Origin of the sequence: Aeromonas sp. FDAARGOS 1411 (genome assembly GCF_019047125.1) — a bacterium.
Lineage (GTDB): Bacteria > Pseudomonadota > Gammaproteobacteria > Enterobacterales > Aeromonadaceae > Aeromonas > Aeromonas veronii.
The window spans coordinates 901,183-927,143 of sequence record NZ_CP077214.1 but is presented as its reverse complement, the minus strand read 5'-3'; the positions used below and the strand labels follow the sequence as shown (position 1 = coordinate 927,143).

12 protein-coding genes and 1 pseudogene are annotated in these 25,961 nt (G+C 56.4%); 3 read left to right on the top strand and 10 right to left on the bottom strand.

The window, feature by feature from the left end:
• Nucleotides 1-42 precede the first annotated feature (42 nt).
• Nucleotides 43-1,095, bottom strand: coding sequence for a tRNA preQ1(34) S-adenosylmethionine ribosyltransferase-isomerase QueA (queA, locus tag I6L41_RS04050; RefSeq protein ID WP_005337331.1), 1,053 nt, complete (start codon nucleotides 1,093-1,095; stop codon nucleotides 43-45).
• A 212-nt stretch (nucleotides 1,096-1,307) separates the two neighbouring features.
• On the opposite strand from queA, the gene I6L41_RS04045 reads away from it, so the two are divergent.
• The 3 genes from I6L41_RS04045 to ahpF all read left to right on the top strand — a co-directional run bounded on the left by I6L41_RS04045 (nucleotide 1,308) and on the right by ahpF (nucleotide 4,715).
• Nucleotides 1,308-1,754 carry a CBS domain-containing protein gene (locus I6L41_RS04045; RefSeq protein ID WP_013723842.1) on the top strand — a complete coding sequence of 149 codons (447 nt, stop codon included), beginning with the start codon at nucleotides 1,308-1,310 and terminating at the stop codon, nucleotides 1,752-1,754.
• A 690-nt stretch (nucleotides 1,755-2,444) separates the two neighbouring features.
• Complete coding sequence (gene ahpC / locus I6L41_RS04040; RefSeq protein ID WP_005337335.1) at nucleotides 2,445-3,011, top strand: alkyl hydroperoxide reductase subunit C; 567 nt, start codon at nucleotides 2,445-2,447, stop codon at nucleotides 3,009-3,011.
• Nucleotides 3,012-3,134: 123 nt separating this feature from the next.
• Entirely contained in the window at nucleotides 3,135-4,715 is a 1,581-nt protein-coding gene (gene ahpF / locus I6L41_RS04035; RefSeq protein WP_216962159.1) for an alkyl hydroperoxide reductase subunit F, read from the top strand.
• A gap of 136 nt (nucleotides 4,716-4,851) precedes the next feature.
• Here ahpF and I6L41_RS04030 read toward each other — a convergent pair whose 3' ends face one another.
• The 9 genes and pseudogenes from I6L41_RS04030 to I6L41_RS03985 all read right to left on the bottom strand — a co-directional run bounded on the left by I6L41_RS04030 (nucleotide 4,852) and on the right by I6L41_RS03985 (nucleotide 25,846).
• On the bottom strand, nucleotides 4,852-5,568 hold the full coding sequence (locus I6L41_RS04030; RefSeq protein ID WP_019446090.1) for an SIMPL domain-containing protein: 717 nt from the start codon (nucleotides 5,566-5,568) through the stop codon (nucleotides 4,852-4,854).
• A gap of 55 nt (nucleotides 5,569-5,623) precedes the next feature.
• The gene (locus I6L41_RS04025) at nucleotides 5,624-6,184 is read right to left on the bottom strand and encodes a hypothetical protein (protein ID WP_005337339.1); all 561 of its coding nucleotides are present in this window, start codon (nucleotides 6,182-6,184) and stop codon (nucleotides 5,624-5,626) included.
• Nucleotides 6,185-6,270: 86 nt separating this feature from the next.
• Nucleotides 6,271-17,265 carry a VWA domain-containing protein gene (locus tag I6L41_RS04015; RefSeq protein ID WP_302054531.1) on the bottom strand — a complete coding sequence of 3,665 codons (10,995 nt, stop codon included), beginning with the start codon at nucleotides 17,263-17,265 and terminating at the stop codon, nucleotides 6,271-6,273.
• A gap of 162 nt (nucleotides 17,266-17,427) precedes the next feature.
• Nucleotides 17,428-17,832, bottom strand: a pseudogene (locus I6L41_RS20795) (retention module-containing protein); the annotation flags it as partial.
• Nucleotides 17,833-18,095: 263 nt separating this feature from the next.
• Nucleotides 18,096-20,021: an EAL domain-containing protein gene (locus tag I6L41_RS04005; RefSeq protein WP_042056178.1), complete on the bottom strand. Its 1,926-nt coding sequence runs from the start codon at nucleotides 20,019-20,021 to the stop codon at nucleotides 18,096-18,098.
• Between the two features lie 3 nt (nucleotides 20,022-20,024).
• A complete protein-coding gene (locus I6L41_RS04000) occupies nucleotides 20,025-20,777 on the bottom strand; it encodes a transglutaminase-like cysteine peptidase (protein ID WP_005350994.1) in 753 nt (250 codons plus the stop codon).
• Nucleotides 20,778-20,912: 135 nt separating this feature from the next.
• Nucleotides 20,913-22,238 carry a TolC family outer membrane protein gene (locus I6L41_RS03995; RefSeq protein WP_043819337.1) on the bottom strand — a complete coding sequence of 442 codons (1,326 nt, stop codon included), beginning with the start codon at nucleotides 22,236-22,238 and terminating at the stop codon, nucleotides 20,913-20,915.
• 37 nt (nucleotides 22,239-22,275) lie between these two features.
• Nucleotides 22,276-23,709, bottom strand: a complete 1,434-nt coding sequence (locus I6L41_RS03990) for an HlyD family type I secretion periplasmic adaptor subunit (protein WP_005350982.1) — start codon at nucleotides 23,707-23,709, stop codon at nucleotides 22,276-22,278.
• Complete coding sequence (locus I6L41_RS03985) at nucleotides 23,702-25,846, bottom strand: type I secretion system permease/ATPase (protein WP_005350980.1); 2,145 nt, start codon at nucleotides 25,844-25,846, stop codon at nucleotides 23,702-23,704. The genes I6L41_RS03990 and I6L41_RS03985 overlap by 8 nt, the downstream gene beginning before the upstream one ends.
• Nucleotides 25,847-25,961: the final 115 nt, after the last annotated feature.

The following is a 25,961-nucleotide window of genomic DNA, read 5'->3' as shown; positions in this document are numbered from 1 at the left end:
ACAATAGAAGGGCCGCTCACGGCCCGGTAAATAAGCTGAAGCTTATGCTTCAACCTGGCGACGGGTGACGAACATGGCGTCCCCGTAGCTGAAGAAACGGTACTGCCCGGCCACGGCTGCCTGATAGGCCGCCATCACGTTGTCATAACCGGCAAAGGCGCTGACCAGCATGATCAGGGTCGACTCCGGCAGATGGAAGTTGGTCACCATGGCATCGACAATCTGGAACTTGTAACCAGGGAAGATGAAGATATCGGTGTCACTAAAGAAGGGCGCTAGCGGTTTGCCCAGCGCCAGGGTGACCTTGGCCGCGCTCTCCAGCGAACGGACCGACGTGGTCCCCACCGCGATCACCCGACCACCACGGGCACGGGTGGCCGCGATGGCATCCACCACCTCTTGCGGCACTTCCGCATACTCGGAGTGCATGTGGTGATCTTCAATCTTCTCTACCCGCACCGGCTGGAAGGTACCCGCCCCTACATGCAGAGTGACAAAGGCCGTTTCAACCCCTTTGGCCCGAATTTTCTCAAGCAGCGGCTCATCAAAGTGCAGACCGGCGGTCGGGGCCGCGACGGCGCCCGGCTTTTGATTGTAAACGGTCTGGTAGCGCTCCTTGTCGGCATCCTCGTCGGGACGGTCGATATAGGGGGGCAGCGGCATGTGGCCGATGGCCTCCAAAATCTCCAGCACCGGACGCGGGTCGAGGAAGTGGATCTCGAACAGGGCGTCGTGGCGGGCACGCATCTCTGCCTCCACACCACCATCCATGATCATCCGGGTGCCGGGCTTGGGCGCCTTGGAGGCCCGGACATGGGCCAGCACGCTGTGCTCGTCCAGAATGCGCTCGACCAGTACCTCCAGCTTGCCGCCGCTGGCCTTCTGGCCAAACATGCGCGCCGGAATGACACGGGTGTTATTGAATACCAGCAGGTCACCCGGATTGAGCTGATCCAGCACATCCACAAATTGACCGTGGCGCAGGGCGCCAGTCTGACCATCGAGCTGCAACAGGCGGCTGGCGGTACGCTCTGCCATCGGATAGCGGGCAATCAGCTCGTCTGGCAGATCAAAATGAAAATCGGATACTTGCATCTTTCACCTCGGGGGGAATCGGCGGCTAGTCTAGTTATACCCATCTTCCAAGGCAACCCAAAAGACCAAAAACCCAAGAGAGACAAGGGGTAGCGAGCAATATTGAGACACACCTCCGGTTAATGATTCTTTAATGTTCTGTATTGACCCTGATCATGTTTTGCCAGTTGGGGCTGGGCTAGGGTGAAAGCAGATACACAAGGAGGCCCACCATGATGACCCTATCCGAAATCATGACCGAACACCCCTTCACTCTGGGTCCGTCAAACAGTGTCAAACAGGCGATGGACCTGATGCAGCAGGAGCGGATCCGCCACATTCCCATCGTCGACGAGCAGCACCACCTGCTGGGGTTGGTAACCCTCACCGATATCCTGGCCACCCGGGAATCCAAGCTGCTGCTCATCAGCCCGGAGCGGGAAGCCGAATTTACCGACAGCGTGCAACTCGACGAGATCATGACACGGCAAGTGGCGAGCGTAGATCCTCACGCCGGCATCAAGGAGGCGGCACTTTACCTGCAGCGGCACAGATATGGCTGCCTGCCGGTACTCAAAGGACGCAAGCTGATCGGCATTGTCACCGAGTCGGACTTCATTGCCGTGGCCATCAACCTGCTGGAATTGATGGAAGAGCAGGAACCACCTACCGACTTTTGATAGATTGCCATGTAATTAAATTACAGCAAAAGCGTTTTCAGCCGTAAAAATAAGCTGAAATGATGAAACACTTTCATTTTGATTGAAAAATTACACCAAATGCTTGCCTTGTGATCTGCATCACACTATCATCCCTCTCATGCAATAGTTGCCGAGGGGGAGACGAGGGATTGTGCACCCATTATCTTCTTCTCATATGTCTGCAAGTTTGCACACCCCGTAGTTAGTCTTTGCTGTAAAGCATTTGTTTATATAGCCATTCCTTGTTTGATGACCCGGCCCTGTCGTTGCGATAGCGCCGGGATTTTTTTATCTGCGCCTTTCTGCCTCCCCTTGCCAGCACATCCCCATCGCTGCAAGCAGCTGCCTCAACCTCCTGCGCCACCTGTTTGCACCACCGTTTATCTCATCGCGTCATCGTGACTCTGCACACCCCTTCTTATGCCTTGAAAAGGCGATGTAGCGCACAGATATTGAACCACGACAAGGAGTTATCTCAGTAGGCCAGAGATATTCATGTTAGGTACAGCCATAGTGAGCTATCTAATAAGTAGATTTAAGCGATTCAAAATTGCGGCTTTTATCGATTAGCTGAAGCCCCTATGATGAATCCATCGAAAGTTAAGCGCCTCGTCTGGCAAGAGTCTTCAACACCAGACCGGCATATATACATCACCAAGGAGCAATTACATGTCTACCTACATCAACACTGAAATCAAGCCGTTCAATGCTACCGCCTACCACAATGGCAAATTCGTTCAGGTGTCTGACGCTGACCTGAAAGGCAAGTGGTCCGTGGTCTTCTTCTACCCGGCTGACTTCACCTTCGTTTGCCCGACCGAGCTGGGCGACCTGGCTGACAACTACGCTGAATTCCAGAAACTGGGCGTCGAGATCTACTCTGTCTCTACCGACACCCACTTCACTCACAAAGCATGGCACGACACCTCTGACACCATTCAGAAGATCCAGTACCCGATGATTGGTGACCCGACTGGTACCATCACCCGCAACTTCGGTGTGATGATCGAAGAAGCTGGTCTGGCTGACCGCGGTACCTTCGTGATTGACCCGCAGGGCATCATCCAGATCGTCGAGATCAACGCTGGTGGTATCGGCCGTGACGCACTGGAACTGCTGCGCAAAGTCAAAGCGGCCCAGTACGTTGCCTCCCACCCGGGTGAAGTGTGCCCGGCTAAATGGAAAGAAGGCGAAGCCACTCTGGCCCCGTCCCTGGATCTGGTAGGCAAGATCTAAGCCTCCCGCTTCCAAGACCGGCCCGCTTCAGGGCCGGTCTGCTTTCCGGCCTTGCCAAATAGACCTGAAAGCAGACCGACTCACATTTAATGCCAACTCGCCATTACAAGAAGGAATTCGACCATGTTGGATACCAACCTCAAACAACAGCTGAACACCTATCTGCAGTACATCGTCAATCCCATCGAGATCAGCGTGTCCGGCAACGACAGCGACAAATCTGCAGAGCTGCTGGCACTGGCCAGCGAGATCGCCGAGATGTCACCCAAGATCACCCAGACCTCTGGCACTGCCGCTCGCAAGCCTTCCATGAGTGTCGCGCCTTCGGGCCAAGCCCCGCGCGTTCACTTTGCCGGCATCCCCATGGGTCATGAATTTACTTCTCTGGTACTCGCCCTGCTGCAAAGCGGCGGCCACCCTTCCAAGGCCGATGCGGCCGTGCAGGAGCAGATCCGCAATCTCAAAGGTGAGTTCCACTTCGAGACCTATATCTCCCTCTCCTGCCACAACTGCCCGGACGTAGTACAGGCCCTCAACCTGATGGCGACCCTGAACCCCGGCATCACCCACACCATGATCGACGGCGCCCTGTTCCAGGAAGAAGTCGCCGAGCGTCAAATCATGGCGGTACCGAATGTCTACCTGAACGGCCAACCGTTCAGCCAGGGCCGCATCTCGCTGGAAGAGATCGTCGCCAAACTCGACACTGGCGCCGCCGAGCGCAAGGCTGCCGAGCTGAATGAGAAAGATCCCTATGACGTACTGGTGGTGGGCGGTGGCCCGGCTGGCGCCGCAGCGGCCATCTATGCCGCTCGTAAAGGCATTCGCACCGCCATCGTTGCCGAGCGTTTCGGTGGTCAGGTGATGGACACCGTCGGCATCGAGAACTTTATCTCAGTGCCCTACACCGAAGGCCCCAAGCTGGCCGCCAGCCTGGAGCAGCACGTCAAACAGTACGGCGTTGAAGTGATCACCGAGCAGCGCGCCGCCGCCATCAGCAAAGATGGATATGTGAACGTGGATCTCGCCTCTGGCGCCACCTTGAAGAGCCGCGCCGTGATCCTGGCTACCGGTGCCCGCTGGCGTGATCTGAACGTGCCGGGCGAGCTTGAGTACCGCACCAAGGGCGTGGCCTACTGCCCGCACTGCGATGGCCCCTTCTTCAAGGGCAAGCGAGTGGCGGTGATCGGTGGCGGTAACTCCGGCATCGAGGCGGCCATCGATCTGGCTGGCATCGTCGAACACGTCACCGTGGTGGAATTTGCCGATACCCTGCGTGCCGATGAAGTGCTGCAGAAGAAGGCTCGCTCCATGGGCAATATCGACATCATCATGAGCGCGCGCACCACCGAAGTGATCGGTGATGGCAGCAAGGTGGTCGGTATGGACTACGAAGATCGCACCACAGGTGAGATCAAACACCTGGCGGTGGCGGGGATCTTCGTCCAGATCGGCCTGGTACCGAACACCGAGTTCCTGAAAGGGAGCGAGATTGCCCTGACACGCTTTGGCGAGATCGAGATCGATACCAAAGGGGCGACCTCCCTGCCCGGCGTCTACGCCGCAGGGGATGCCACCACGGTACCGTTCAAGCAGATCATCATCTCCATGGGTGCCGGCGCCACCGCTGCACTGGGTGCGTTTGATTACCTCATCCGCAACCCTGCTCCTGAAGCGACCCAGGCTGATGCTGTGACCGCCTGATAAACCCAGCGCAACAAAAAGCCGACGCTCGATTAAGTAAACACGAGCGTCGGCTTTTTTATATCTGCATCGATGCGCAATAAAAACCCCGCAGCAAATGGCGGGGTTGTTCATGACCGAACTCAAACGACTAGCATCACTCCAGCAAGAAAACAGCCTCGATATTATCACTTACCGTGATCTGCTGTTGTTGATAGCTGTTGTCCGCCATATCCGGCGCGGGAGCAGCCATCGCCATGGCCTGCACCACCTTCAGGTTGCGGCTGTAGGCGGTAATGGGCGAAGCATTGCGGTACTCCACACTGTAGACCTTGCCAAGCTTCATCCCGAACGCCTTGGCCAGAGATTCAGCCTTGATTTTGGCATCCTCAACGGCATTCAGACGGGCCTGCTCCTTGATGACCTGCGGCGATTTCAACCCGTATTCAATCTGGGATACAGACTCCAGCCCGGCTTTAAGTGCGGTATCCATCAGGGGGCTCAACTTGTCGAGCTGATAGAGCTTCACCGCCAATTGTCGCTGGGCACGGTATCCCAGCAATACCGGCTTCTTGTTTTCACCATACTGATATTCCGGCGAGACCATCAGGTTGCCAGCCTCAACATCGCTGCGCTTGATCCCCAACCCTTCCAGTTGGCTGAAAAAGGCTGCGACCTTGGTATCGACCTGCTGCTTGGCCTTGAGGCCCTGCTTATCCAGTGCACTCACCGCCACATTGAGGGTGAGCATATCGGGTTCGGTCTTCTGCTCGGCATAACCGCTCACCACCAGATGGGGCGCTTGCGGCACTTCAATCGCCAGCAGCGGAGCACTGACAACCAGAGCGGAAAGAGTAAGAAGGGGACGCCACATAGAAAAAACCTCAATCGGAAAGATTGAGGCCATTATGCCCGTGCAGCTACGGGATTCATATATCGTGCAAGGGGGGGAGCTGATCCAGTATCTGATTGGTCAGATCGAGACTAATGGTGACCATGCTGCCGGGATCCTGGCTCTGGTTTGCCATATCCAGCGCAGGAGCCGCGCCACAGACCAACACCTCATCATCGAAATGGAACGAATCCCACGACAGAACGTGTCCTTGCACCGCCTGTCCGATATTGGTGCCACCACTATCCTCCTCCATCGCAGACCAAGGGATGGTATCAGATGGCCCTAGCAAATCTTGCAACAACGGAGAGTGAAAACTGGCCAGCGGATACTCTTGCTGCCCCTGATGATGGCCAACCAGAATCATGTTATGGGCTGACTCGGTATCCATGACCGGCACATAAGTGATAGAGGCCGTAGCGAAGTCAACATAGAGCGAGCCCGCTACATCACCGGCCTCATTCTCAATCTCCATCCCATCCAGCCGATCCCCCGCGATCGATGCCTGATAGCCAAACTGGCCTGCACAGGTAATGTTCCCCTGCCCATCCCAGCTATAACGGATGCCATCAATGTCGACCCAGTTGAATGACTGCATGATTACCCCTCTCCTCTACTGCCGCTATCTTATCCATCCCCTTGAGGAAAAAACAGGGGCCAGGCAAGCCCGACCCCGAGACAAGGTTACGGATCAACCTTCAAGTTACCGTCATCCAGCAAGTGCTTGATGATCTCCTGATTGGAGCCCAGTGAGGCAAGGTCGAGTGAGTTCTGGAACTGGATGGTCAGTTCCGGGCTCCCACCGGCCCCGGCAGGATCTATCGTCAACGTCTTGGTCGTCGTGTTGAACTGCAGATAGTTGTCCAACACGACTGCCAGATCCTCGTTGTTCCCCACTGCAGGTACGCCGACCAGCAGATCCGACAGATCCAGTACATCTCCACCATTGTTGGTATCACCTAAAGTGAAATCAGTAATGGTATCGATACTGCCGTCCACATCCCCCGCCAACCACTTGAAGGTGTCACTCTCCCCACCACCGGTCATGGTATCGCTGCCAAGGCCACCGATCAGAATGTCCTTACCAAGGTCGCCCGAGAGAATATCGCTACCAGAACCACCATCCAGATAATCATCACCGACACCTCCAACAAGGGTGTCGTTCCCTTCCTGGCCAAAAAGGATATCGTTGCCACTGCCACCATATAGGGTGTCATTACCACCACTGCGGCTACTCTCCCCACTCAGCTCAGTAATGTGGGTCCGGATGTAATCCACCGTCTGTTCACGTGTCCACCCATGACTGGACTCCAGCGTTTCAAATACCAGCCAACCAGAACCTTGGGGCAGATCCAGTCCCAACTCGCTGGCCAGCGTATCGGTATTGAGCACATCGCCAAACAGGATGTCATTGCCAACACCACCATCGGCCACGTCATTGCCGGCCCCCAGCAACACGGTAATCTGATCCCCCTCGGTCAGGGCTGCCGTCAACTGCTCGGCACTGGTCACAATCTGGGCATCGCCGATCGGAGCATTGAAACCCTGCTCGATCCGGATATTGTCTATCCGTACCTCAGCATTCCGGTCATTGGAGCTGTCGAGCAGTTCGAACACAAACCCGTATTGTCCGACAGGCAGTCCATCGGTTGTGATGGTGCTGTAAGCCGTCAAAACAGATGAACTAACACCAGTAATGGTGCCCGTTTGCACTGGATTGAGCATATCCCAGACGCCACCCTCGAGTTTCACCAACTTCCAGATGAAGCTGTCGCTGCTATTAACACCATTCAAGGCATACTGGAACTGCAGACTTGCTCCGGCTTGTGCCGCAGAAACCTGGATGGCATTGGCCACGGCGAGCGCCAATATTGTCCTGTCAGAATCAGAACCGGTTCGATCATCCCGGATCCGCAAGCTTCCATTCGTAACAGTATGCGATCCCTGAGCATCACCACTGAGCCCCCATCCCGAGGCGGCATTTATGCCGCTACCACTACCAAATGTGGCCAAGTCAAGGAAGCTGCCTGCCGAGTAAAACTGATCTGCCGTTTCAGTCGTGTTATCAAAGAACTTCAACAAATCCTTGTTAACATCATTGGTCACCCCGATTGCATTGACCAGGCTGATGGCACTGAGTGAAACAAAGGCATCCACCGACTCCTTGATCACCTCAAATGTGGTGCTGTTGCCTGGTCCGGCGACCTGATTGCTGTCATTGAGGTAGTAAGTCGGGTTACCATCCGTGACAAAGAATGTCAGGTTCTGGTAACCGGGAGCAGCCTTGCTACCATCATTGAACCACTGCACGGCCTGATTGAACGCGGCTTCATAGTTGGTGCCACCATTGGCAACCAGTGCGTCAATGGCATTGGTCAGGTTGCTCACATTACTGGCATCAAGCCCTACTATTGTCACACTCTCGCTGGCATGCGCCGCAAAACCAATCAAGGTGACATTGATCTCACCATCATGATCTTTCAACTGGTTGGCCAAATGGGTCAGGGAGGCCTTGAGCATACTCAGTCGTGATCCAGCCATACTGCCAGACACATCGACCACCAGGGCAATATTGTAATTCTCACCTGGGATGAAATTGGTACTGGTGCCGCCGATGTCCCCCACCACAATATCGTGACCAGCACCGCCTGCAACCAGACCATCCACACTACCGTTGGAGTTGGGCACCTTGTGATCATCATCCGTGCCGGGGGTCCCGGTAGTGTCGGGGGTATCCGAGGTGTTGCTGCCCACAACCAGAATATTGGACGCGACGGGAGGCTCATTGCTCTTGACAGATACAGTAAAGTTGGCGCTGGCTTTATCTCCATCGGCATCAGTCAAGGTAGCGCTGAAATCAAGGTCAATATCAAGAGGCGTGATCTTGTCGATCACTCCGAAATTCTCGATCCTCACCGAGTCATTGCCATTCAGCACAAAGCGGACATAAAGCTGGCTGAACTCCCCATCGGGTTCTATGCTGGCCAACTGCATCGACCCTTTGAGTCCTGACAGAACAAGCTCTCCGGAATCGACGACGGTCACGCCGTCGGCAGCATAAGCCACCCACTGTATGGTGCTGGTATTGGTGTTGCCAACCCCGTAGACGTTGAAAGAGAGCCCATCAACGGCTGCAGTCGTGGATACCTTGAACCCTTCGTTATTATCCAGGTTGCCGTTCTTAATCCCGAAACCATTGTTGTTCGGGTTGAGATTATCTGCATCACTCCCCGGCAGATTCTGAGGATTATTGACGCTGCCATTGAACAGCAGACCATCGAACAGGACACCAATCCCGCCAGCAGTAACTCCGATCGTCTCAACAGGCGCGCCAGCACCGAACTGTGCTCCGATCGAGAAAGTCCGGGTTGGCTGGGGAGTAACCAGTTCAAAGCTGTAAGTATTGTCGTCATTGAGTGTCAATGTATAGAACACTTTAGGTGGCTGCCCACTACCATCAATGGTTGCTACCAGAGTCTTGCCATCAGTCGACAAGGTTTCGGTGATCCCTGCCAAATCAGGCCATCCAGTCAGTTTCAGTCCACCACTACCCAGAGGGCCATCAGCACCAAAAGAGACGCCAAACAATCCACCGGTAGTGATGTCGGCTACATTCATCACTTCCAGACTTTCGATGCCTGTGATCACGGGCATATCGTCTTCAATAACAACACTGACCTGCTTGGTATCACTCAAGTCACCATCACTGGCTGACAGGTTGAAGGTAAATGTCTTCAGTCCTTCCTTATTGTCTCCAAATTCATGATCGATGGGCCCCAGCAAGGTAACGGTATATTTACCAACCGGATCTACAGATACTTGTATGACTGGGATCCCTCCCGCTGAACCCACCAGTGTCGCAGACCCTATACCACTCCACACAACTGGTACCCCTCCAGAGCTCAGGCCAGATGGAGCAGAAAGAGTGAACGTAAAGGTATTGCTGTCAATATCTGTCACACTTGCCGTCGCATGGGTCGAGGTGCTATCGGTAATATCGCCAGGATTAGGTGAATTGTCTGGATTGGATCCCGGTAATCCCTCCTCGGATATGCGCAGATCCGAGACAGTCAGCATGGGAGCATCGTTAGTTGCAGTGACGGTCACGGTGAAGGGCTTGCTGTCTGCCCCACCCTCGTCCGTAGTCCCCGCCACATTGCCATTCACCACCCCGCTCCAGTCCGCCGGCAAGGTGAAGGTCGGTACTCCCGCTGTGCTCGCACCGCTCCAGCTGTAGCTGCCCGCCACCGCGCCAGCCACCCAGCCTGTCCCCATCAACGCACCTGCCGGGACACCGCTCAGGGTCACCGTTACGCTCGTCACCTCTTCCGACTTGTCCGCGTCGCTCGCACTCACGCTCAGTTGCGCCGCCAGCGACACCACTATCAGGTTGTCTGTTTCAGCTTCCACCAGGTCAGTCGCGCTGACGCTGATATCCCCTTCCACTCCGATAGTGACCGTGCCACTGCTGCTGGCCGTGCCTTCATTGGTGGTCGCCACCACGGTGTAACTGATAGGCGCACCGGTGTTGTTCACACTGCCCGACACCCCGGCCGTCGAATAATCCGCCGGGAATAGCAGCCCGAACGCTGGCGGCAATGCCCCCACCACCACGTTCACTGTCAGGACGTTACCCACCAGAGTGCCACCCACCGCCTCGGTCCCCGCCGGCAAGTTGTCGAAGGTGTACACCAGGCTGGTCCAGGTCTCTGAACCATCGCCATCACTGATACTCACTGTGTTGGTCAGCAACACCTCCAACAGTGCATCGGTCTCGCTGGTCACCACGCTCAGTGCCTTAGCGTTGAAGTCAATGTCATGGCCGGCAGTGACGGTCACGGTGAAGGGCTTGCTGTCTGCCCCACCCTCGTCCGTAGTCCCCGCCACATTGCCATTCACCACCCCGCTCCAGTCCGCCGGCAAGGTGAAGGTCGGTACTCCCGCTGTGCTCGCACCGCTCCAGCTGTAGCTGCCCGCCACCGCGCCAGCCACCCAGCCTGTCCCCATCAACGCACCTGCCGGGACACCGCTCAGGGTCACCGTTACGCTCGTCACCTCTTCCGACTTGTCCGCGTCGCTCGCACTCACGCTCAGTTGCGCCGCCAGCGACACCACTATCAGGTTGTCTGTTTCAGCTTCCACCAGGTCAGTCGCGCTGACGCTGATATCCCCTTCCACTCCGATAGTGACCGTGCCACTGCTGCTGGCCGTGCCTTCATTGGTGGTCGCCACCACGGTGTAACTGATAGGCGCACCGGTGTTGTTCACACTGCCCGACACCCCGGCCGTCGAATAATCCGCCGGGAATAGCAGCCCGAACGCTGGCGGCAATGCCCCCGCCACCACGTTCACTGTCAGGACGTTACCCACCAGAGTGCCACCCACCGCCTCGGTCCCCGCCGGCAAGTTGTCGAAGGTGTACACCAGGCTGGTCCAGGTCTCTGAACCATCGCCATCACTGATACTCACTGTGTTGGTCAGCAACACCTCCAACAGTGCATCGGTCTCGCTGGTCACCACGCTCAGTGCCTTAGCGTTGAAGTCAATGTCATGGCCGGCAGTGACGGTCACGGTGAAGGGCTTGCTGTCTGCCCCACCCTCGTCCGTAGTCCCCGCCACATTGCCATTCACCACCCCGCTCCAGTCCGCCGGCAAGGTGAAGGTCGGTACTCCCGCTGTGCTCGCACCGCTCCAGTTGTAGCTGCCCGCCACCGCGCCAGCCACCCAGCCTGTCCCCATCAACGCACCTGCCGGGACACCGCTCAGGGTCACCGTTACGCTCGTCACCTCTTCCGACTTGTCCGCGTCGCTCGCACTCACGCTCAGTTGCGCCGCCAGCGACACCACTATCAGGTTGTCTGTTTCAGCTTCCACCAGGTCAGTCGCGCTGACGCTGATATCCCCTTCCACTCCGATAGTGACCGTGCCACTGCTGCTGGCCGTGCCTTCATTGGTGGTCGCCACCACGGTGTAACTGATAGGCGCACCGGTGTTGTTCACACTGCCCGACACCCCGGCCGTCGAATAATCCGCCGGGAATAGCAGCCCGAACGCTGGCGGCAATGCCCCCGCCACCACGTTCACTGTCAGGACGTTACCCACCAGAGTGCCACCCACCGCCTCGGTCCCCGCCGGCAAGTTGTCGAAGGTGTACACCAGGCTGGTCCAGGTCTCTGAACCATCGCCATCACTGATACTCACTGTGTTGGTCAGCAACACCTCCAACAGTGCATCGGTCTCGCTGGTCACCACGCTCAGTGCCTTAGCGTTGAAGTCAATGTCATGGCCGGCAGTGACGGTCACGGTGAAGGGCTTGCTGTCTGCCCCACCCTCGTCCGTAGTCCCCGCCACATTGCCATTCACCACCCCGCTCCAGTCCGCCGGCAAGGTGAAGGTCGGTACTCCCGCTGTGCTCGCACCGCTCCAGCTGTAGCTGCCCGCCACCGCGCCAGCCACCCAGCCTGTCCCCATCAACGCACCTGCCGGGACACCGCTCAGGGTCACCGTTACGCTCGTCACCTCTTCCGACTTGTCCGCGTCGCTCGCACTCACGCTCAGTTGCGCCGCCAGCGACACCACTATCAGGTTGTCTGTTTCAGCTTCCACCAGGTCAGTCGCGCTGACGCTGATATCCCCTTCCACTCCGATAGTGACCGTGCCACTGCTGCTGGCCGTGCCTTCATTGGTGGTCGCCACCACGGTGTAACTGATAGGCGCACCGGTGTTGTTCACACTGCCCGACACCCCGGCCGTCGAATAATCCGCCGGGAATAGCAGCCCGAACGCTGGCGGCAATGCCCCCGCCACCACGTTCACTGTCAGGACGTTACCCACCAGAGTGCCACCCACCGCCTCGGTCCCCGCCGGCAAGTTGTCGAAGGTGTACACCAGGCTGGTCCAGGTCTCTGAACCATCGCCATCACTGATACTCACTGTGTTGGTCAGCAACACCTCCAACAGTGCATCGGTCTCGCTGGTCACCACGCTCAGTGCCTTAGCGTTGAAGTCAATGTCATGGCCGGCAGTGACGGTCACGGTGAAGGGCTTGCTGTCTGCCCCACCCTCGTCCGTAGTCCCCGCCACATTGCCATTCACCACCCCGCTCCAGTCCGCCGGCAAGGTGAAGGTCGGTACTCCCGCTGTGCTCGCACCGCTCCAGCTGTAGCTGCCCGCCACCGCGCCAGCCACCCAGCCTGTCCCCATCAACGCACCTGCCGGGACACCGCTCAGGGTCACCGTTACGCTCGTCACCTCTTCCGACTTGTCCGCGTCGCTCGCACTCACGCTCAGTTGCGCCGCCAGCGACACCACTATCAGGTTGTCTGTTTCAGCTTCCACCAGGTCAGTCGCGCTGACGCTGATATCCCCTTCCACTCCGATAGTGACCGTGCCACTGCTGCTGGCCGTGCCTTCATTGGTGGTCGCCACCACGGTGTAACTGATAGGCGCACCGGTGTTGTTCACACTGCCCGACACCCCGGCCGTCGAATAATCCGCCGGGAATAGCAGCCCGAACGCTGGCGGCAATGCCCCCGCCACCACGTTCACTGTCAGGACGTTACCCACCAGAGTGCCACCCACCGCCTCGGTCCCCGCCGGCAAGTTGTCGAAGGTGTACACCAGGCTGGTCCAGGTCTCTGAACCATCGCCATCACTGATACTCACTGTGTTGGTCAGCAACACCTCCAACAGTGCATCGGTCTCGCTGGTCACCACGCTCAGTGCCTTAGCGTTGAAGTCAATGTCATGGCCGGCAGTGACGGTCACGGTGAAGGGCTTGCTGTCTGCCCCACCCTCGTCCGTAGTCCCCGCCACATTGCCATTCACCACCCCGCTCCAGTCCGCCGGCAAGGTGAAGGTCGGTACTCCCGCTGTGCTCGCACCGCTCCAGTTGTAGCTGCCCGCCACCGCGCCAGCCACCCAGCCTGTCCCCATCAACGCACCTGCCGGGACACCGCTCAGGGTCACCGTTACGCTCGTCACCTCTTCCGACTTGTCCGCGTCGCTCGCACTCACGCTCAGTTGCGCCGCCAGCGACACCACTATCAGGTTGTCTGTTTCAGCTTCCACCAGGTCAGTCGCGCTGACGCTGATATCCCCTTCCACTCCGATAGTGACCGTGCCACTGCTGCTGGCCGTGCCTTCATTGGTGGTCGCCACCACGGTGTAACTGATAGGCGCACCGGTGTTGTTCACACTGCCCGACACCCCGGCCGTCGAATAATCCGCCGGGAATAGCAGCCCGAACGCTGGCGGCAATGCCCCCGCCACCACGTTCACTGTCAGGACGTTACCCACCAGAGTGCCACCCACCGCCTCGGTCCCCGCCGGCAAGTTGTCGAAGGTGTACACCAGGCTGGTCCAGGTCTCTGAACCATCGCCATCACTGATACTCACTGTGTTGGTCAGCAACACCTCCAACAGTGCATCGGTCTCGCTGGTCACCACGCTCAGTGCCTTAGCGTTGAAGTCAATGTCATGGCCGGCAGTGACGGTCACGGTGAAGGGCTTGCTGTCTGCCCCACCCTCGTCCGTAGTCCCCGCCACATTGCCATTCACCACCCCGCTCCAGTCCGCCGGCAAGGTGAAGGTCGGTACTCCCGCTGTGCTCGCACCGCTCCAGCTGTAGCTGCCCGCCACCGCGCCAGCCACCCAGCCTGTCCCCATCAACGCACCTGCCGGGACACCGCTCAGGGTCACCGTTACGCTCGTCACCTCTTCCGACTTGTCCGCGTCGCTCGCACTCACGCTCAGTTGCGCCGCCAGCGACACCACTATCAGGTTGTCTGTTTCAGCTTCCACCAGGTCAGTCGCGCTGACGCTGATATCCCCTTCCACTCCGATAGTGACCGTGCCACTGCTGCTGGCCGTGCCTTCATTGGTGGTCGCCACCACGGTGTAACTGATAGGCGCACCGGTGTTGTTCACACTGCCCGACACCCCGGCCGTCGAATAATCCGCCGGGAATAGCAGCCCGAACGCTGGCGGCAATGCCCCCGCCACCACGTTCACTGTCAGGACGTTACCCACCAGAGTGCCACCCACCGCCTCGGTCCCCGCCGGCAAGTTGTCGAAGGTGTACACCAGGCTGGTCCAGGTCTCTGAACCATCGCCATCACTGATACTCACTGTGTTGGTCAGCAACACCTCCAACAGTGCATCGGTCTCGCTGGTCACCACGCTCAGTGCCTTAGCGTTGAAGTCAATGTCATGGCCGGCAGTGACGGTCACGGTGAAGGGCTTGCTGTCTGCCCCACCCTCGTCCGTAGTCCCCGCCACATTGCCATTCACCACCCCGCTCCAGTCCGCCGGCAAGGTGAAGGTCGGTACTCCCGCTGTGCTCGCACCGCTCCAGCTGTAGCTGCCCGCCACCGCGCCAGCCACCCAGCCTGTCCCCATCAACGCACCTGCCGGGACACCGCTCAGGGTCACCGTTACGCTCGTCACCTCTTCCGACTTGTCCGCGTCGCTCGCACTCACGCTCAGTTGCGCCGCCAGCGACACCACTATCAGGTTGTCTGTTTCAGCTTCCACCAGGTCAGTCGCGCTGACGCTGATATCCCCTTCCACTCCGATAGTGACCGTGCCACTGCTGCTGGCCGTGCCTTCATTGGTGGTCGCCACCACGGTGTAACTGATAGGCGCACCGGTGTTGTTCACACTGCCCGACACCCCGGCCGTCGAATAATCCGCCGGGAATAGCAGCCCGAACGCTGGCGGCAATGCCCCCGCCACCACGTTCACTGTCAGGACGTTACCCACCAGAGTGCCACCCACCGCCTCGGTCCCCGCCGGCAAGTTGTCGAAGGTGTACACCAGGCTGGTCCAGGTCTCTGAACCATCGCCATCACTGATACTCACTGTGTTGGTCAGCAACACCTCCAACAGTGCATCGGTCTCGCTGGTCACCACGCTCAGTGCCTTAGCGTTGAAGTCAATGTCATGGCCGGCAGTGACGGTCACGGTGAAGGGCTTGCTGTCTGCCCCACCCTCGTCCGTAGTCCCCGCCACATTGCCATTCACCACCCCGCTCCAGTCCGCCGGCAAGGTGAAGGTCGGTACTCCCGCTGTGCTCGCACCGCTCCAGCTGTAGCTGCCCGCCACCGCGCCAGCCACCCAGCCTGTCCCCATCAACGCACCTGCCGGGACACCGCTCAGGGTCACCGTTACGCTCGTCACCTCTTCCGACTTGTCCGCGTCGCTCGCACTCACGCTCAGTTGCGCCGCCAGCGACACCACTATCAGGTTGTCTGTTTCAGCTTCCACCAGGTCAGTCGCGCTGACGCTGATATCCCCTTCCACTCCGATAGTGACCGTGCCACTGCTGCTGGCCGTGCCTTCATTGGTGGTCGCCACCACGGTGTAACTGATAGGCGCACCGGTGTTGTTCACACTGCCCGACACCCCGGCCGTCGAATAATCCGCCGGGAATAGCAGCCCGAACGCTGGCGGCAATGCCCCCGCCACCACGTTCACTGTCAGGACGTTACCCACCAGAGTGCCACCCACCGCCTCGGTCCCCGCCGGCAAGTTGTCGAAGGTGTACACCAGGCTGGTCCAGGTCTCTGAACCATCGCCATCACTGATACTCACTGTGTTGGTCAGCAACACCTCCAACAGTGCATCGGTCTCGCTGGTCACCACGCTCAGTGCCTTAGCGTTGAAGTCAATGTCATGGCCGGCAGTGACGGTCACGGTGAAGGGCTTGCTGTCTGCCCCACCCTCGTCCGTAGTCCCCGCCACATTGCCATTCACCACCCCGCTCCAGTCCGCCGGCAAGGTGAAGGTCGGTACTCCCGCTGTGCTCGCACCGCTCCAGTTGTAGCTGCCCGCCACCGCGCCAGCCACCCAGCCTGTCCCCATCAACGCACCTGCCGGGACACCGCTCAGGGTCACCGTTACGCTCGTCACCTCTTCCGACTTGTCCGCGTCGCTCGCACTCACGCTCAGTTGCGCCGCCAGCGACACCACTATCAGGTTGTCTGTTTCAGCTTCCACCAGGTCAGTCGCGCTGACGCTGATATCCCCTTCCACTCCGATAGTGACCGTGCCACTGCTGCTGGCCGTGCCTTCATTGGTGGTCGCCACCACGGTGTAACTGATAGGCGCACCGGTGTTGTTCACACTGCCCGACACCCCGGCCGTCGAATAATCCGCCGGGAATAGCAGCCCGAACGCTGGCGGCAATGCCCCCGCCACCACGTTCACTGTCAGGACGTTACCCACCAGAGTGCCACCCACCGCCTCGGTCCCCGCCGGCAAGTTGTCGAAGGTGTACACCAGGCTTGTCCAGGTCTCTGAACCATCGCCATCACTGATACTCACTGTGTTGGTCAGCAACACCTCCAACAGTGCATCGGTCTCGCTGGTCACCACGCTCAGTACCTCAGCGTTGAAATCGATGTCACCTTGTGGAGTCACTATCAGCGTCAAGGTTGACGTGACGATATCAGTGCCATCGGTAACCACATAACTCACGGTAGGTACGGCTCCGGAATAATCAGGAGCCGGGGTAAAGGTGAAAGAACCATCACCATTGATGATCAGCGTGCCCACTCCGGTAATGGTGGCAGCAACACCGGCAGGGACTCCTATATTGATACCCCAGTCATATGAAACGATAGAGGCATCAGCAGGCCCATCTGGATTGGTACTATTGTCGAGTAAATTCCCACTCACCTGAGTGTCTTCCTGGGTCTCGGCGGTTTCGCCCAAATCATCAAGCTGATTTTCAAGAATCAAATCTTCGGCCTGATTTTCATTGATGACAGCGGCCGTATCGTAGGTGGTATCAAACCCTGCAGCCGCTATCGTGGCATCGCCTGTTCGATCAATTGTGACGAAACCACCATTACCACTGGCCCCCGCAACCCCACCAATACCGCCACCACCACCGGCCGCTGGAGCCCCACCAGCAGCAGAAGCCTCAAAGTTTTGAGTCGGGTCAACCCCCTGCAGAATCGATTCTTGCAATGCAGCAATATCTGAAGGTGCGCCTTCCTGGCTGGCCGCCACTTGCGGTTGAGCAGGTCCATCGGACTCGGAACCTGCCGGAACATCCGATGCTGGAGTATCGTCATAAGGGGAAAGAGCCAGCTTGGCGTCATCAGCTATGGCCAATTTTGCTCCGGGTTGGAGAATTTCCCCTTTTTGAAGAGGGCGGCTGCTTCCATCAGCCAGCACAATCTCCACATTGCCTTCTATAGCTGAGACAACCACGGACTTGTCGATGATTTGGGTACGCATATCCATTGCTCCAAGGTGACAGATCTTGATGTCTACACCGTAGAAGGAGATAGCGCGCTGTTCCGTTGCAAAAAAGCGTACGTTCGAGAGGAATTCAACAAATGGACGGAAAAAAATCGAAGAGTTGGAATTTCTTAATACAAATCAGAATCCTAGACACAGCTCCATTCAAGGCCGACCTTGAGTTGGTTATAGAAAAATGGCGAAAAGAGAAGTGACTGGTATAAAAAAGGCCCCTATCGGGGCCATTTCCAACATTTAGTTCAAGACAATGGGAAGGCAGGATGAACAAATCCCTGGTAACCATCGATATGCAACTTGGAAAGCAGTTCCACTTGATGTTGATCCTCGACACGGGTCGCAATGGTGGTCACACCGGCATTGTGTGCGGCGCGACACACTGCAGCCAGGAATGAGGTGTCAGCCCCCGGCTCCATGACCTGACTGGTATAACCGTGATCGACCTTGACATAAGCCGGCGACAGCTCCTCCAGATAGCCCAGAGACTGGAAGTGACGACCATAGTGGTCAACCCCCCACTGGAAGCCATGAGCTTGCAAGGTGCCAACCAACGCAGCCACGTTGTCTTTATGTTTCATGATGGCAGCTTCAGGTATTTCAAATAACAACCGCTCTTTGAGCTCTGCATGCTCGGTCAGATAGCGCGTCAGCCAGGTTAAAAATTCATCCGAGCAGAGCGAGCCAGCAGTGATGTTGATCGCCAGTACCAGATCAGACTGTTTTTGCAGTAATGGAACGCAAGCATCAAGCACCGCTTGGTCAAACTCGCCACCCAATTTGAACTGTTCAATCGCGGGCAAGAACTGACCTGCAAAATAATCAGTGCCATCCCGAGAGATAGAAGCAAACAGCTCGGCATGCAACCTTGCTCCATTATCAAACCGGCAAGCTGGTTGGGCTTTGAAGCGCCAAAGTTGTCGTGAAATGGCATCTTGTACCAGATCTCGCCAGGCCAAACGCCCCATCAAACCTTGCTCGGTCCCCCCTTCCATCACCACAGCACCACGGCGTTCATTGCGCGCCTTGCCAAGCGCATTATCGGCTTTGGTCAACAAGGCAGAGAGATCATCATTGCCATCACGACCAGCAATACCGATGACGGAGAGCGCATCCCCTTCGCCCATTGGATTCACCACCAGATCGGCAATGCGGCTATTAATCACTTCAGCCAGCTCTTTTAACTGAGTGAGATCGTCAGTTGGACAGAGCAGCGCATATTCCGTCGCGGAGATCCGTGCCAAGGCTGCGCCATCCCACCCTTTTAATTGCTCTTTCAAAGCCTGAGCTATCGATTTGACCATGTTGTCGCGGGCAGCAAAGCCTTCATCGCGATAGATATCATCCAGCATGTCGACCGCAACCAGCATGACGCCACCTTGGCCAGCCTCCGCTATCCATGCGTTTACCTGACCCACAAAATAGGCTCGGTTGCCAAGCCCCGACACGGCATCGACATAAACCCGCTCGCGCAATTTCTCGGCCTCATCGGCTTGCTCTTTGAACTGCAACGCCAACTTGCTTGAGAGGGTGTTGATCGCCTGAACGACCTGCTTCAATTCATGGGTTTTAGGCTCCGGGATCGTATGACCGAAATGGTGCAGCTCAATCTCGACGGCTTGATCACAGATCTGTTTGAGTGGCTTGAGCAAGTAGTTGAGTGCTCTCATCAACAAAATTGTGGTGATCAAAAAGCCGACCAGAAACCAGCTCGCCAGCTCGCTCATCCCCCGCCACAACTCGTAATAAGCCTGGCCGGGATGACCCACTACTTTTAATTTTCCAAGCTGCAACCAGCCAGACGTCAGAATTGACTCGTTGGATACCTCAGGAAACAGTCCCAAATTTACAAACCACCGCGGTACCCCCTGAATATTGTTGGTATTTTCCTGCTCGATGACATCCTTTGATGCCAGCAAATCCAAGCGAACCAATCGATAATAGCCACCATCAAAAATGGCCTGGATCACCGACTCGGCACCGACCTTGTCACCGTTTTCCAGATAGGGGGTGAGCGCAAGCCCCAGCGAGGTTGCCGTATTGATGACCGTTGTTTCCTGTTGCTGCGCAAGATAAGTGCGGGTTGAATTGAATTGCACCCAGTATGTGGCCGCAAATAACAATCCAAACAGCAGCAGCATGGTGGCTAATAACTGTCGATAGAGCGTCATAGGTTAATCATCCAAATTCACCACTGGCCGAGCCAATCGCCCCGAGGTCATGCGATTGCGTAAATCATTCCATAATCCCAAGCGGGATGATTGACCAGCCAGTTCCCCTTGGCCTCGTGCCTTCATCAACCACAAGTGACTACCGTTAAAACTGTAAATAGGCACCAGATCACGCCGCTGCGTGGCAGGGCGAATCGAGCCTATCAAATTATCCAAAATAACCGGAACGGAAGAGGGTGTCTCATAATATGCCACCACCATGTGAAACTGGTTGTAATCAAGAGCCTTGACGTACACCATCCGCATTTTATCATCAGGGATCCCAAGCTCGAGCAGCGTAGAGTATTTGGCGATACTGAAATCTTCACAGTCTCCCCCGGCGGCTCCCAAAAATTCCAGCGGGGTTGCCCAATAATCCTTTTTGCGCCACAACTTGATATCGTCAATAAAACGCATCCGATTGAAAAAATTATTAACCCGCTCAAGCTTTTTTTCTTCGCTCAGGGCCCTGCCCTTCGTCTCCATGACCAACATACGCCAACTGGTTACACGCTTGCCGGCTCTGGCGCCATAGGTCTGCTCCGCCCGCTTGATCAAGTTGAGATCTTCCTGTGGCAGAGGCTGACTGGCACAGAGCAGAAGTGAGAAGGGTAACAGCAGGATCCATAAGGAGTGGCGCAGAGCGCGTAGGGATCTGTATCTCCATTCATTAAGAAGATAACACCATCGGCTACCGGTTCCGCGCTGGAGTGTCACATCATATTCCTGCTGCATTATTACTGCTGCACTCCTCAAAGCTCGTACAACAACCTGCGTTAGCCAAACATGGTGATTGCCAGCTGCAATCACCATGTTGGCGTTCATGATCCCTGCGGGATCATGAACAAACGGTTATTGCCTGGCCTGCCATTCAGCGGGTTGTTTGACGCTAAATGCATTGAGCAGGCTGCCTGTCGCGTTGAGAATGCGATAGTCCGCCAGCAGTGCATCATACTCGGCAGTGATATAGCTGCGACGCGCCTCAAACAGTTCGTTCTCGGTGTTCAATACGTCCAGCAATGTCCGTTGACCCAACCCAAACTGCTTCTTGTACGCCTGTACGGTGTCATAGCTGGCGTCAACATGCTCTTTCAGGAAGGTCTTTTGCTTGGCCAACGACTCTTTCGCGTTCCAGGCCAGACGAGTGCCTTCCTCAACCTGGCGAAACGCATTCAAATGAATGTCTTTCGCCTGAGAGTAGAGAGCCGATGTTGCATTGCTCTCTGCCACATCAGAACCGCCACGGAACAGGTTGTAACGCATGCGCACCATTGCGGTCAGATCATCGTTGCGCCCTTTGACCGCATCGATATCCTCATTCCAGTTCTGATCGACCTCGAATGTTACATTGGGGTAGAAACCGGATTTGGCGCCTTCATGTTGATACTTGGCTGCTTCGATATCCTGCAGGGAAGAGAGCAGGGTCGGGTGGACTTCGGTCGCCGTTTTCAGCGCACTATCGAGGCTGGCCGGGATAAGCTCGGTATTGGGAACCGGCTGTACCAGATCTTTTGGTACCTCGTTCACGACACGAATAAATTCACTCTCTGCGTCGCGATAGTTGTTTTCGGCAGCGGCCTGATTTGAATAGGCCCGGGCAACACGACCTTCAATCTGGGTCTGATCCGCAGTAGAGCCAAGCCCTGAATCAGTCCGCTTGCTGATGTCGCTGCGGATCTGTTCGTGGGTTTCCAAGTTTTGTTTGGAAAGCTCCAGGATCTCCTGCTGACGCAGCATATTGAGGTAGACCTCAGCTACTCGAAGCGCAGTATTCTCTGCTTCGGAGATCATCGCCAGACGCTGGGCATTGGCTTCAGCTTCGGTTCTGGAGACGTTGTTGCTGACATCAAAGCCATCAAACAACATTTGCCGCAGACTGAGTCCAGCCTCTTTGCGAGTCATGGAATCATCAATATTGCTGTTGGCACTGGCAGCACGGGTAGAAGGGCTGTCAGTTTTTTCATAGCCTACGCCACCACGCAGATCGATCGTAGGATAATAGCCACCCTTGGCTCCATCATGCTGATAGAGTCGTGCCTGATACAGATCAAACGCTTCCTTTATCTTGGGATGCGTAGCAAGTGTCTGTGCCACTGACTCTTCCAGAGTCTGGGCCTGACCCAAACTCGGGATCAGGATGCAGCCACTGACCAGCATGGCAACAATCGTTTTTTTCATGTTATCTCCAGTCATGTTTTGTTTTTAGATTGTTGGCTTATCGTTCTCTCAGTGCCGACTGCTTTGCCCGTAAAATCGGCTTAAGCAAATAGTCTAGGACACTTTTTTTACCAGTAATGATATCAGCACTGGCTAACATACCGGGGATGATGGGAAGTGCGTTAAGCTCATCGCCCAAGTAACTCTTCTCTGTTCGAACCCGAACCAGATAAAAGGAGTTCCCCTCCTCATCCTGGATCGAATCCGCACTTATCTGTTCAACCTTGCCATGCAATCCTCCATAGATTGTAAAGTCGTAGGCAGTAATTTTGACGATGGCATCCAGCCCCGGTCGAAGGAAGGCGATATCTTTCGGTGACACCTTGGCTTCTACCAGCAAGGTATCCTCCAGCGGCACAATCTCCATCAAATCCATGCCGGGCTGAACCACGCCGCCCAGGGTGTTGATCTTGAGTTTCTTGATGGTGCCCTTGAGCGGAGCAATCACGCTGGTCCGGTCGACCCTGTCTCGCAAGCCAACCTGCCCTTCTGACAACTGGCCAAGCCGCCCCTGTTTCTCATTCAGTTCAGTCTGGGAATCTGCTCTGAACTTCAACGCAATATCATTACGCTTGGAGATGGTCTCACGCAGTACCGAATTGAGTTTTGGGATCAGCAGACGGTTGCTCTCCAGCTCCCCCTGCATCTCGTTGACCTGCCGCTCCAGCTTAATTAGCTCCACTTGAGGCACTATACCTTCTTTCGCCAACGGACGGCTAATATTCAGTTCCTGTCTGGCCAGATCCACACTGCGATTCACGGTGCGGATCTTGGCATTTAGTTCAATCAGCTCCTGCTCTTTCTGTTCGATTTGCTGACCAAGAATATAGAGCTGGTTTTTCAGGTTATTGAGGCGATCCCGCTGTACAGACCGCTCACGGTGTGCGTATTCGGCAAAGACGGTTTCATAACCATCGGGGAACTGGATTGGCGCTTCGCCTACCACGACCTGCTCACGCCAACCCAGTGCCGGGTCGTTTTTCACCTCGACGCTGGCCATCTCGGCGCGCAGACGAGCCACATCCCCCTTCAGGGTGACTACCTCTTGCTCCCGTTCTCTAAAGTCGGAGCGGAAACGGGTGTCATCAATGCGCAGCAGCGGCTGCCCCTTTTCGACGATATCCCCCTCTTTGACGAAGATCTCTTTGACGATCCCCCCTTCCAGGTTCTGGATCACCTGCAGCTGACGGGACGGAATAACCTTGCCCTGACCCACGGTGACTTCATCCAGTTCGGCCCAGGCCGCCCAGACGATGGCACTCATGAAAAAGAGGAAACAACACCATAGCAGGATACGAGCTCCGGTCGGCGTGGTCAGCAGTACAGCTGCCGCGCCGTCATCGACAAACTCCAGATGCTCGGGTGCTGGCAATACCTCGCCGGAAGGCGTCTTTTTGCTGCGCTTGAACCAGTCCATGAGCCCCTTAACCATGGGACACCTCCTGCACGCGCACCTTGCCTTCCTTCAACTGCTGTAACACCACCTCTTTGGGGCCATCAGCAACGATCTGCCCCTGCTCGATGACGATCACTCGCGATGCCACATCCAGCATCGAGGTTTTGTGAGTGATGAGGATCAATGTGGTTTCCGGGCCCAGTCTGGCGAGCTCTTGCTTAACCTGCATCTCGGACTGGTTGTCCATGTTGGAGGTCGGCTCATCCATCACCAGAATGGGGGGATCATTGAGCAGGGCGCGTGCCAGCAGGATCGACTGACGCTGACCACCGGAGAGCTGACGGCCACCCTCACCTATCTGCCGATCCAGCCCGTTGGGATCCCTGTTGGTAAAGTTGGTGACACCCGCCCGCTTGGCGGCGCGCAAGACTCTCACATCATCCACCAGCGGATTACCCAGCATGATGTTGTCCCGCACCGAGCCAAAGAAAAGAATGACATCTTGCGGGACACAACCAATATTGCGGCGGATTACCGCAGGTGGCAGTTGATCGAGTTCAAAACCATCGATACGTACCGAGCCATCGGTCGGTCGATACAACCCCATCAACAGCTTCTCGAGGGTCGTTTTACCCGCCCCAATCCGGCCGATAATCGCCACCTTTTCGCCCGGCTGAATGCGCAAATTGATATTGTGCAGAGTGCTGGTTTCCATGCCGGGATATTTGAAGGAGACATTTTCAAATTCAATTCGACCGGCAATCACCGGATGATGGATATATTGCTTGCCCTCCTCCTGCTCACCCGGGGTTTGCATGATTTTTTCCAGAATATCCAGTGCTGACTTGGCCTGGTTATAACGGGTCGACAATACGGAGAGTTGCACCATGGGCGCAATGGCGCGGCTGGAGAGCATCACGGCGGCAATCATGCCCCCCATGGTGACCAAACCTTCGGAGATCTGGTAAACACCGACAATCACCAGACCGACCGTCACCACCTGCTGGATATAACTGGCCAGCGAGGACATGGAGTTGGTAATGCGGCGGGTCTGTACGCCCCAGGTGGAAATATGGGAGACGGCCTGTTCCCAGCGATGCTGGAACATACTCTCGGCGCCGAAAATCTTGACGGTTTCCAGCCCGGAAATACTTTCAATCAGGTTGGCGTTCTTCTGGGACGCAAGGCGTGAACCCTCTTCGATGGACTGCTTGAGGGGCTCTTGAATATAGAAGCTGTAGGCGATGAGGATCAGCATGGCGACGATGGGAACCACCACCATTACGCCTGCAAACATCCAGATAATAAAAAGGAAGAAGACGGCAAAAGGGAGATCGATAAGAGTAGAAACCGTTGCGGAGGTGAAAAACTCCCGCACCGATTCAAATTCCTGCAGATGTTTGGCGAACGCGCCAGTGGAAGCGGGACGAGATTCCATCCGCATGCCCATCACCTTGGCGAAAATCTTGGCGGACAGCAGCACATCAGACTTTTTACCGGCAATGTCGATAAAGTAACTACGCAACTGCCGCATCACAAAATCGAAGGTAAAGACCACCATGGCCCCGACCGCCAGCACCCAGAGTGAATCAAACGCCAGATTGGGCACAATCTTGTCATAGACGTTCATGGTGAAAAGAGGGCTGGCGATGGCAAACAGGTTGATCAGAATGGAGGCGATCAGCACATCGCGATAGATGCCGCGGGATTCGAACAAGGTGCTCCAGAACCAGTGTCCATCACGGGTTTCAAGCACCTTGGGCGAGCGTTCGTCAAACTTGAACTGCTTCTTCACGTAGAAGAGGCGTCCCAGATACTCATCACCCAACTGGGCTGCGGTCAGCCATTGCGCGGCATCACCGGCCTGCGGGAAAATCACTTTCCCCTGGCTGCGATCTTCGTTCCACTCCAGCAAAATGCAGGCGCCACCACTGCGCATCTGCAATACACAAGGCAGCAGCAAGGGAGAAATATCGGCCAGTGGCTGTATCACTTCACGGGCGGATAACCCGCCCCGCTCGGCAGCACGGCAAAAGAGTGCGGTAGTCAGGCGTCCGGAGACCAGTGGCAACCCGGTCGTCAGGGCATCCTGACTGTTGGGCACACCATAAAAACGGGTCAAGAAGACCAGACACTCCAATAACTCATCAATACGACTTGTTTCTGCTTGCATAGCATCCTGTCACTGCATAAATGAGGTAGATAGGAGCGTTCATCGCTCATATTTCCCTGCTGTAGCCACGCTAAAACCGAGTGGCCTTCCCGCTGATGAGACTGATCAGGGGATA

What these genes read in the sequence shown, in the direction of transcription:
- I6L41_RS03995 (WP_043819337.1), bottom strand. Translation starts at nt 22,238, where the DNA reads ATGAAAAAAACGATTGTTGCCATGCTGGTCAGTGGCTGCATCCTGATC.
- I6L41_RS04025 (WP_005337339.1), bottom strand. Translation starts at nt 6,184, where the DNA reads ATGCAGTCATTCAACTGGGTCGACATTGATGGCATCCGTTATAGCTGG.
- I6L41_RS03990 (WP_005350982.1), bottom strand. Translation starts at nt 23,709, where the DNA reads ATGGTTAAGGGGCTCATGGACTGGTTCAAGCGCAGCAAAAAGACGCCT.
- ahpF (WP_216962159.1), top strand. Translation starts at nt 3,135, where the DNA reads ATGTTGGATACCAACCTCAAACAACAGCTGAACACCTATCTGCAGTAC.
- queA (WP_005337331.1), bottom strand. Translation starts at nt 1,095, where the DNA reads ATGCAAGTATCCGATTTTCATTTTGATCTGCCAGACGAGCTGATTGCC.
- I6L41_RS04005 (WP_042056178.1), bottom strand. Translation starts at nt 20,021, where the DNA reads ATGACGCTCTATCGACAGTTATTAGCCACCATGCTGCTGCTGTTTGGA.
- ahpC (WP_005337335.1), top strand. Translation starts at nt 2,445, where the DNA reads ATGTCTACCTACATCAACACTGAAATCAAGCCGTTCAATGCTACCGCC.
- I6L41_RS04030 (WP_019446090.1), bottom strand. Translation starts at nt 5,568, where the DNA reads ATGTGGCGTCCCCTTCTTACTCTTTCCGCTCTGGTTGTCAGTGCTCCG.
- I6L41_RS03985 (WP_005350980.1), bottom strand. Translation starts at nt 25,846, where the DNA reads ATGCAAGCAGAAACAAGTCGTATTGATGAGTTATTGGAGTGTCTGGTC.
- I6L41_RS04045 (WP_013723842.1), top strand. Translation starts at nt 1,308, where the DNA reads ATGATGACCCTATCCGAAATCATGACCGAACACCCCTTCACTCTGGGT.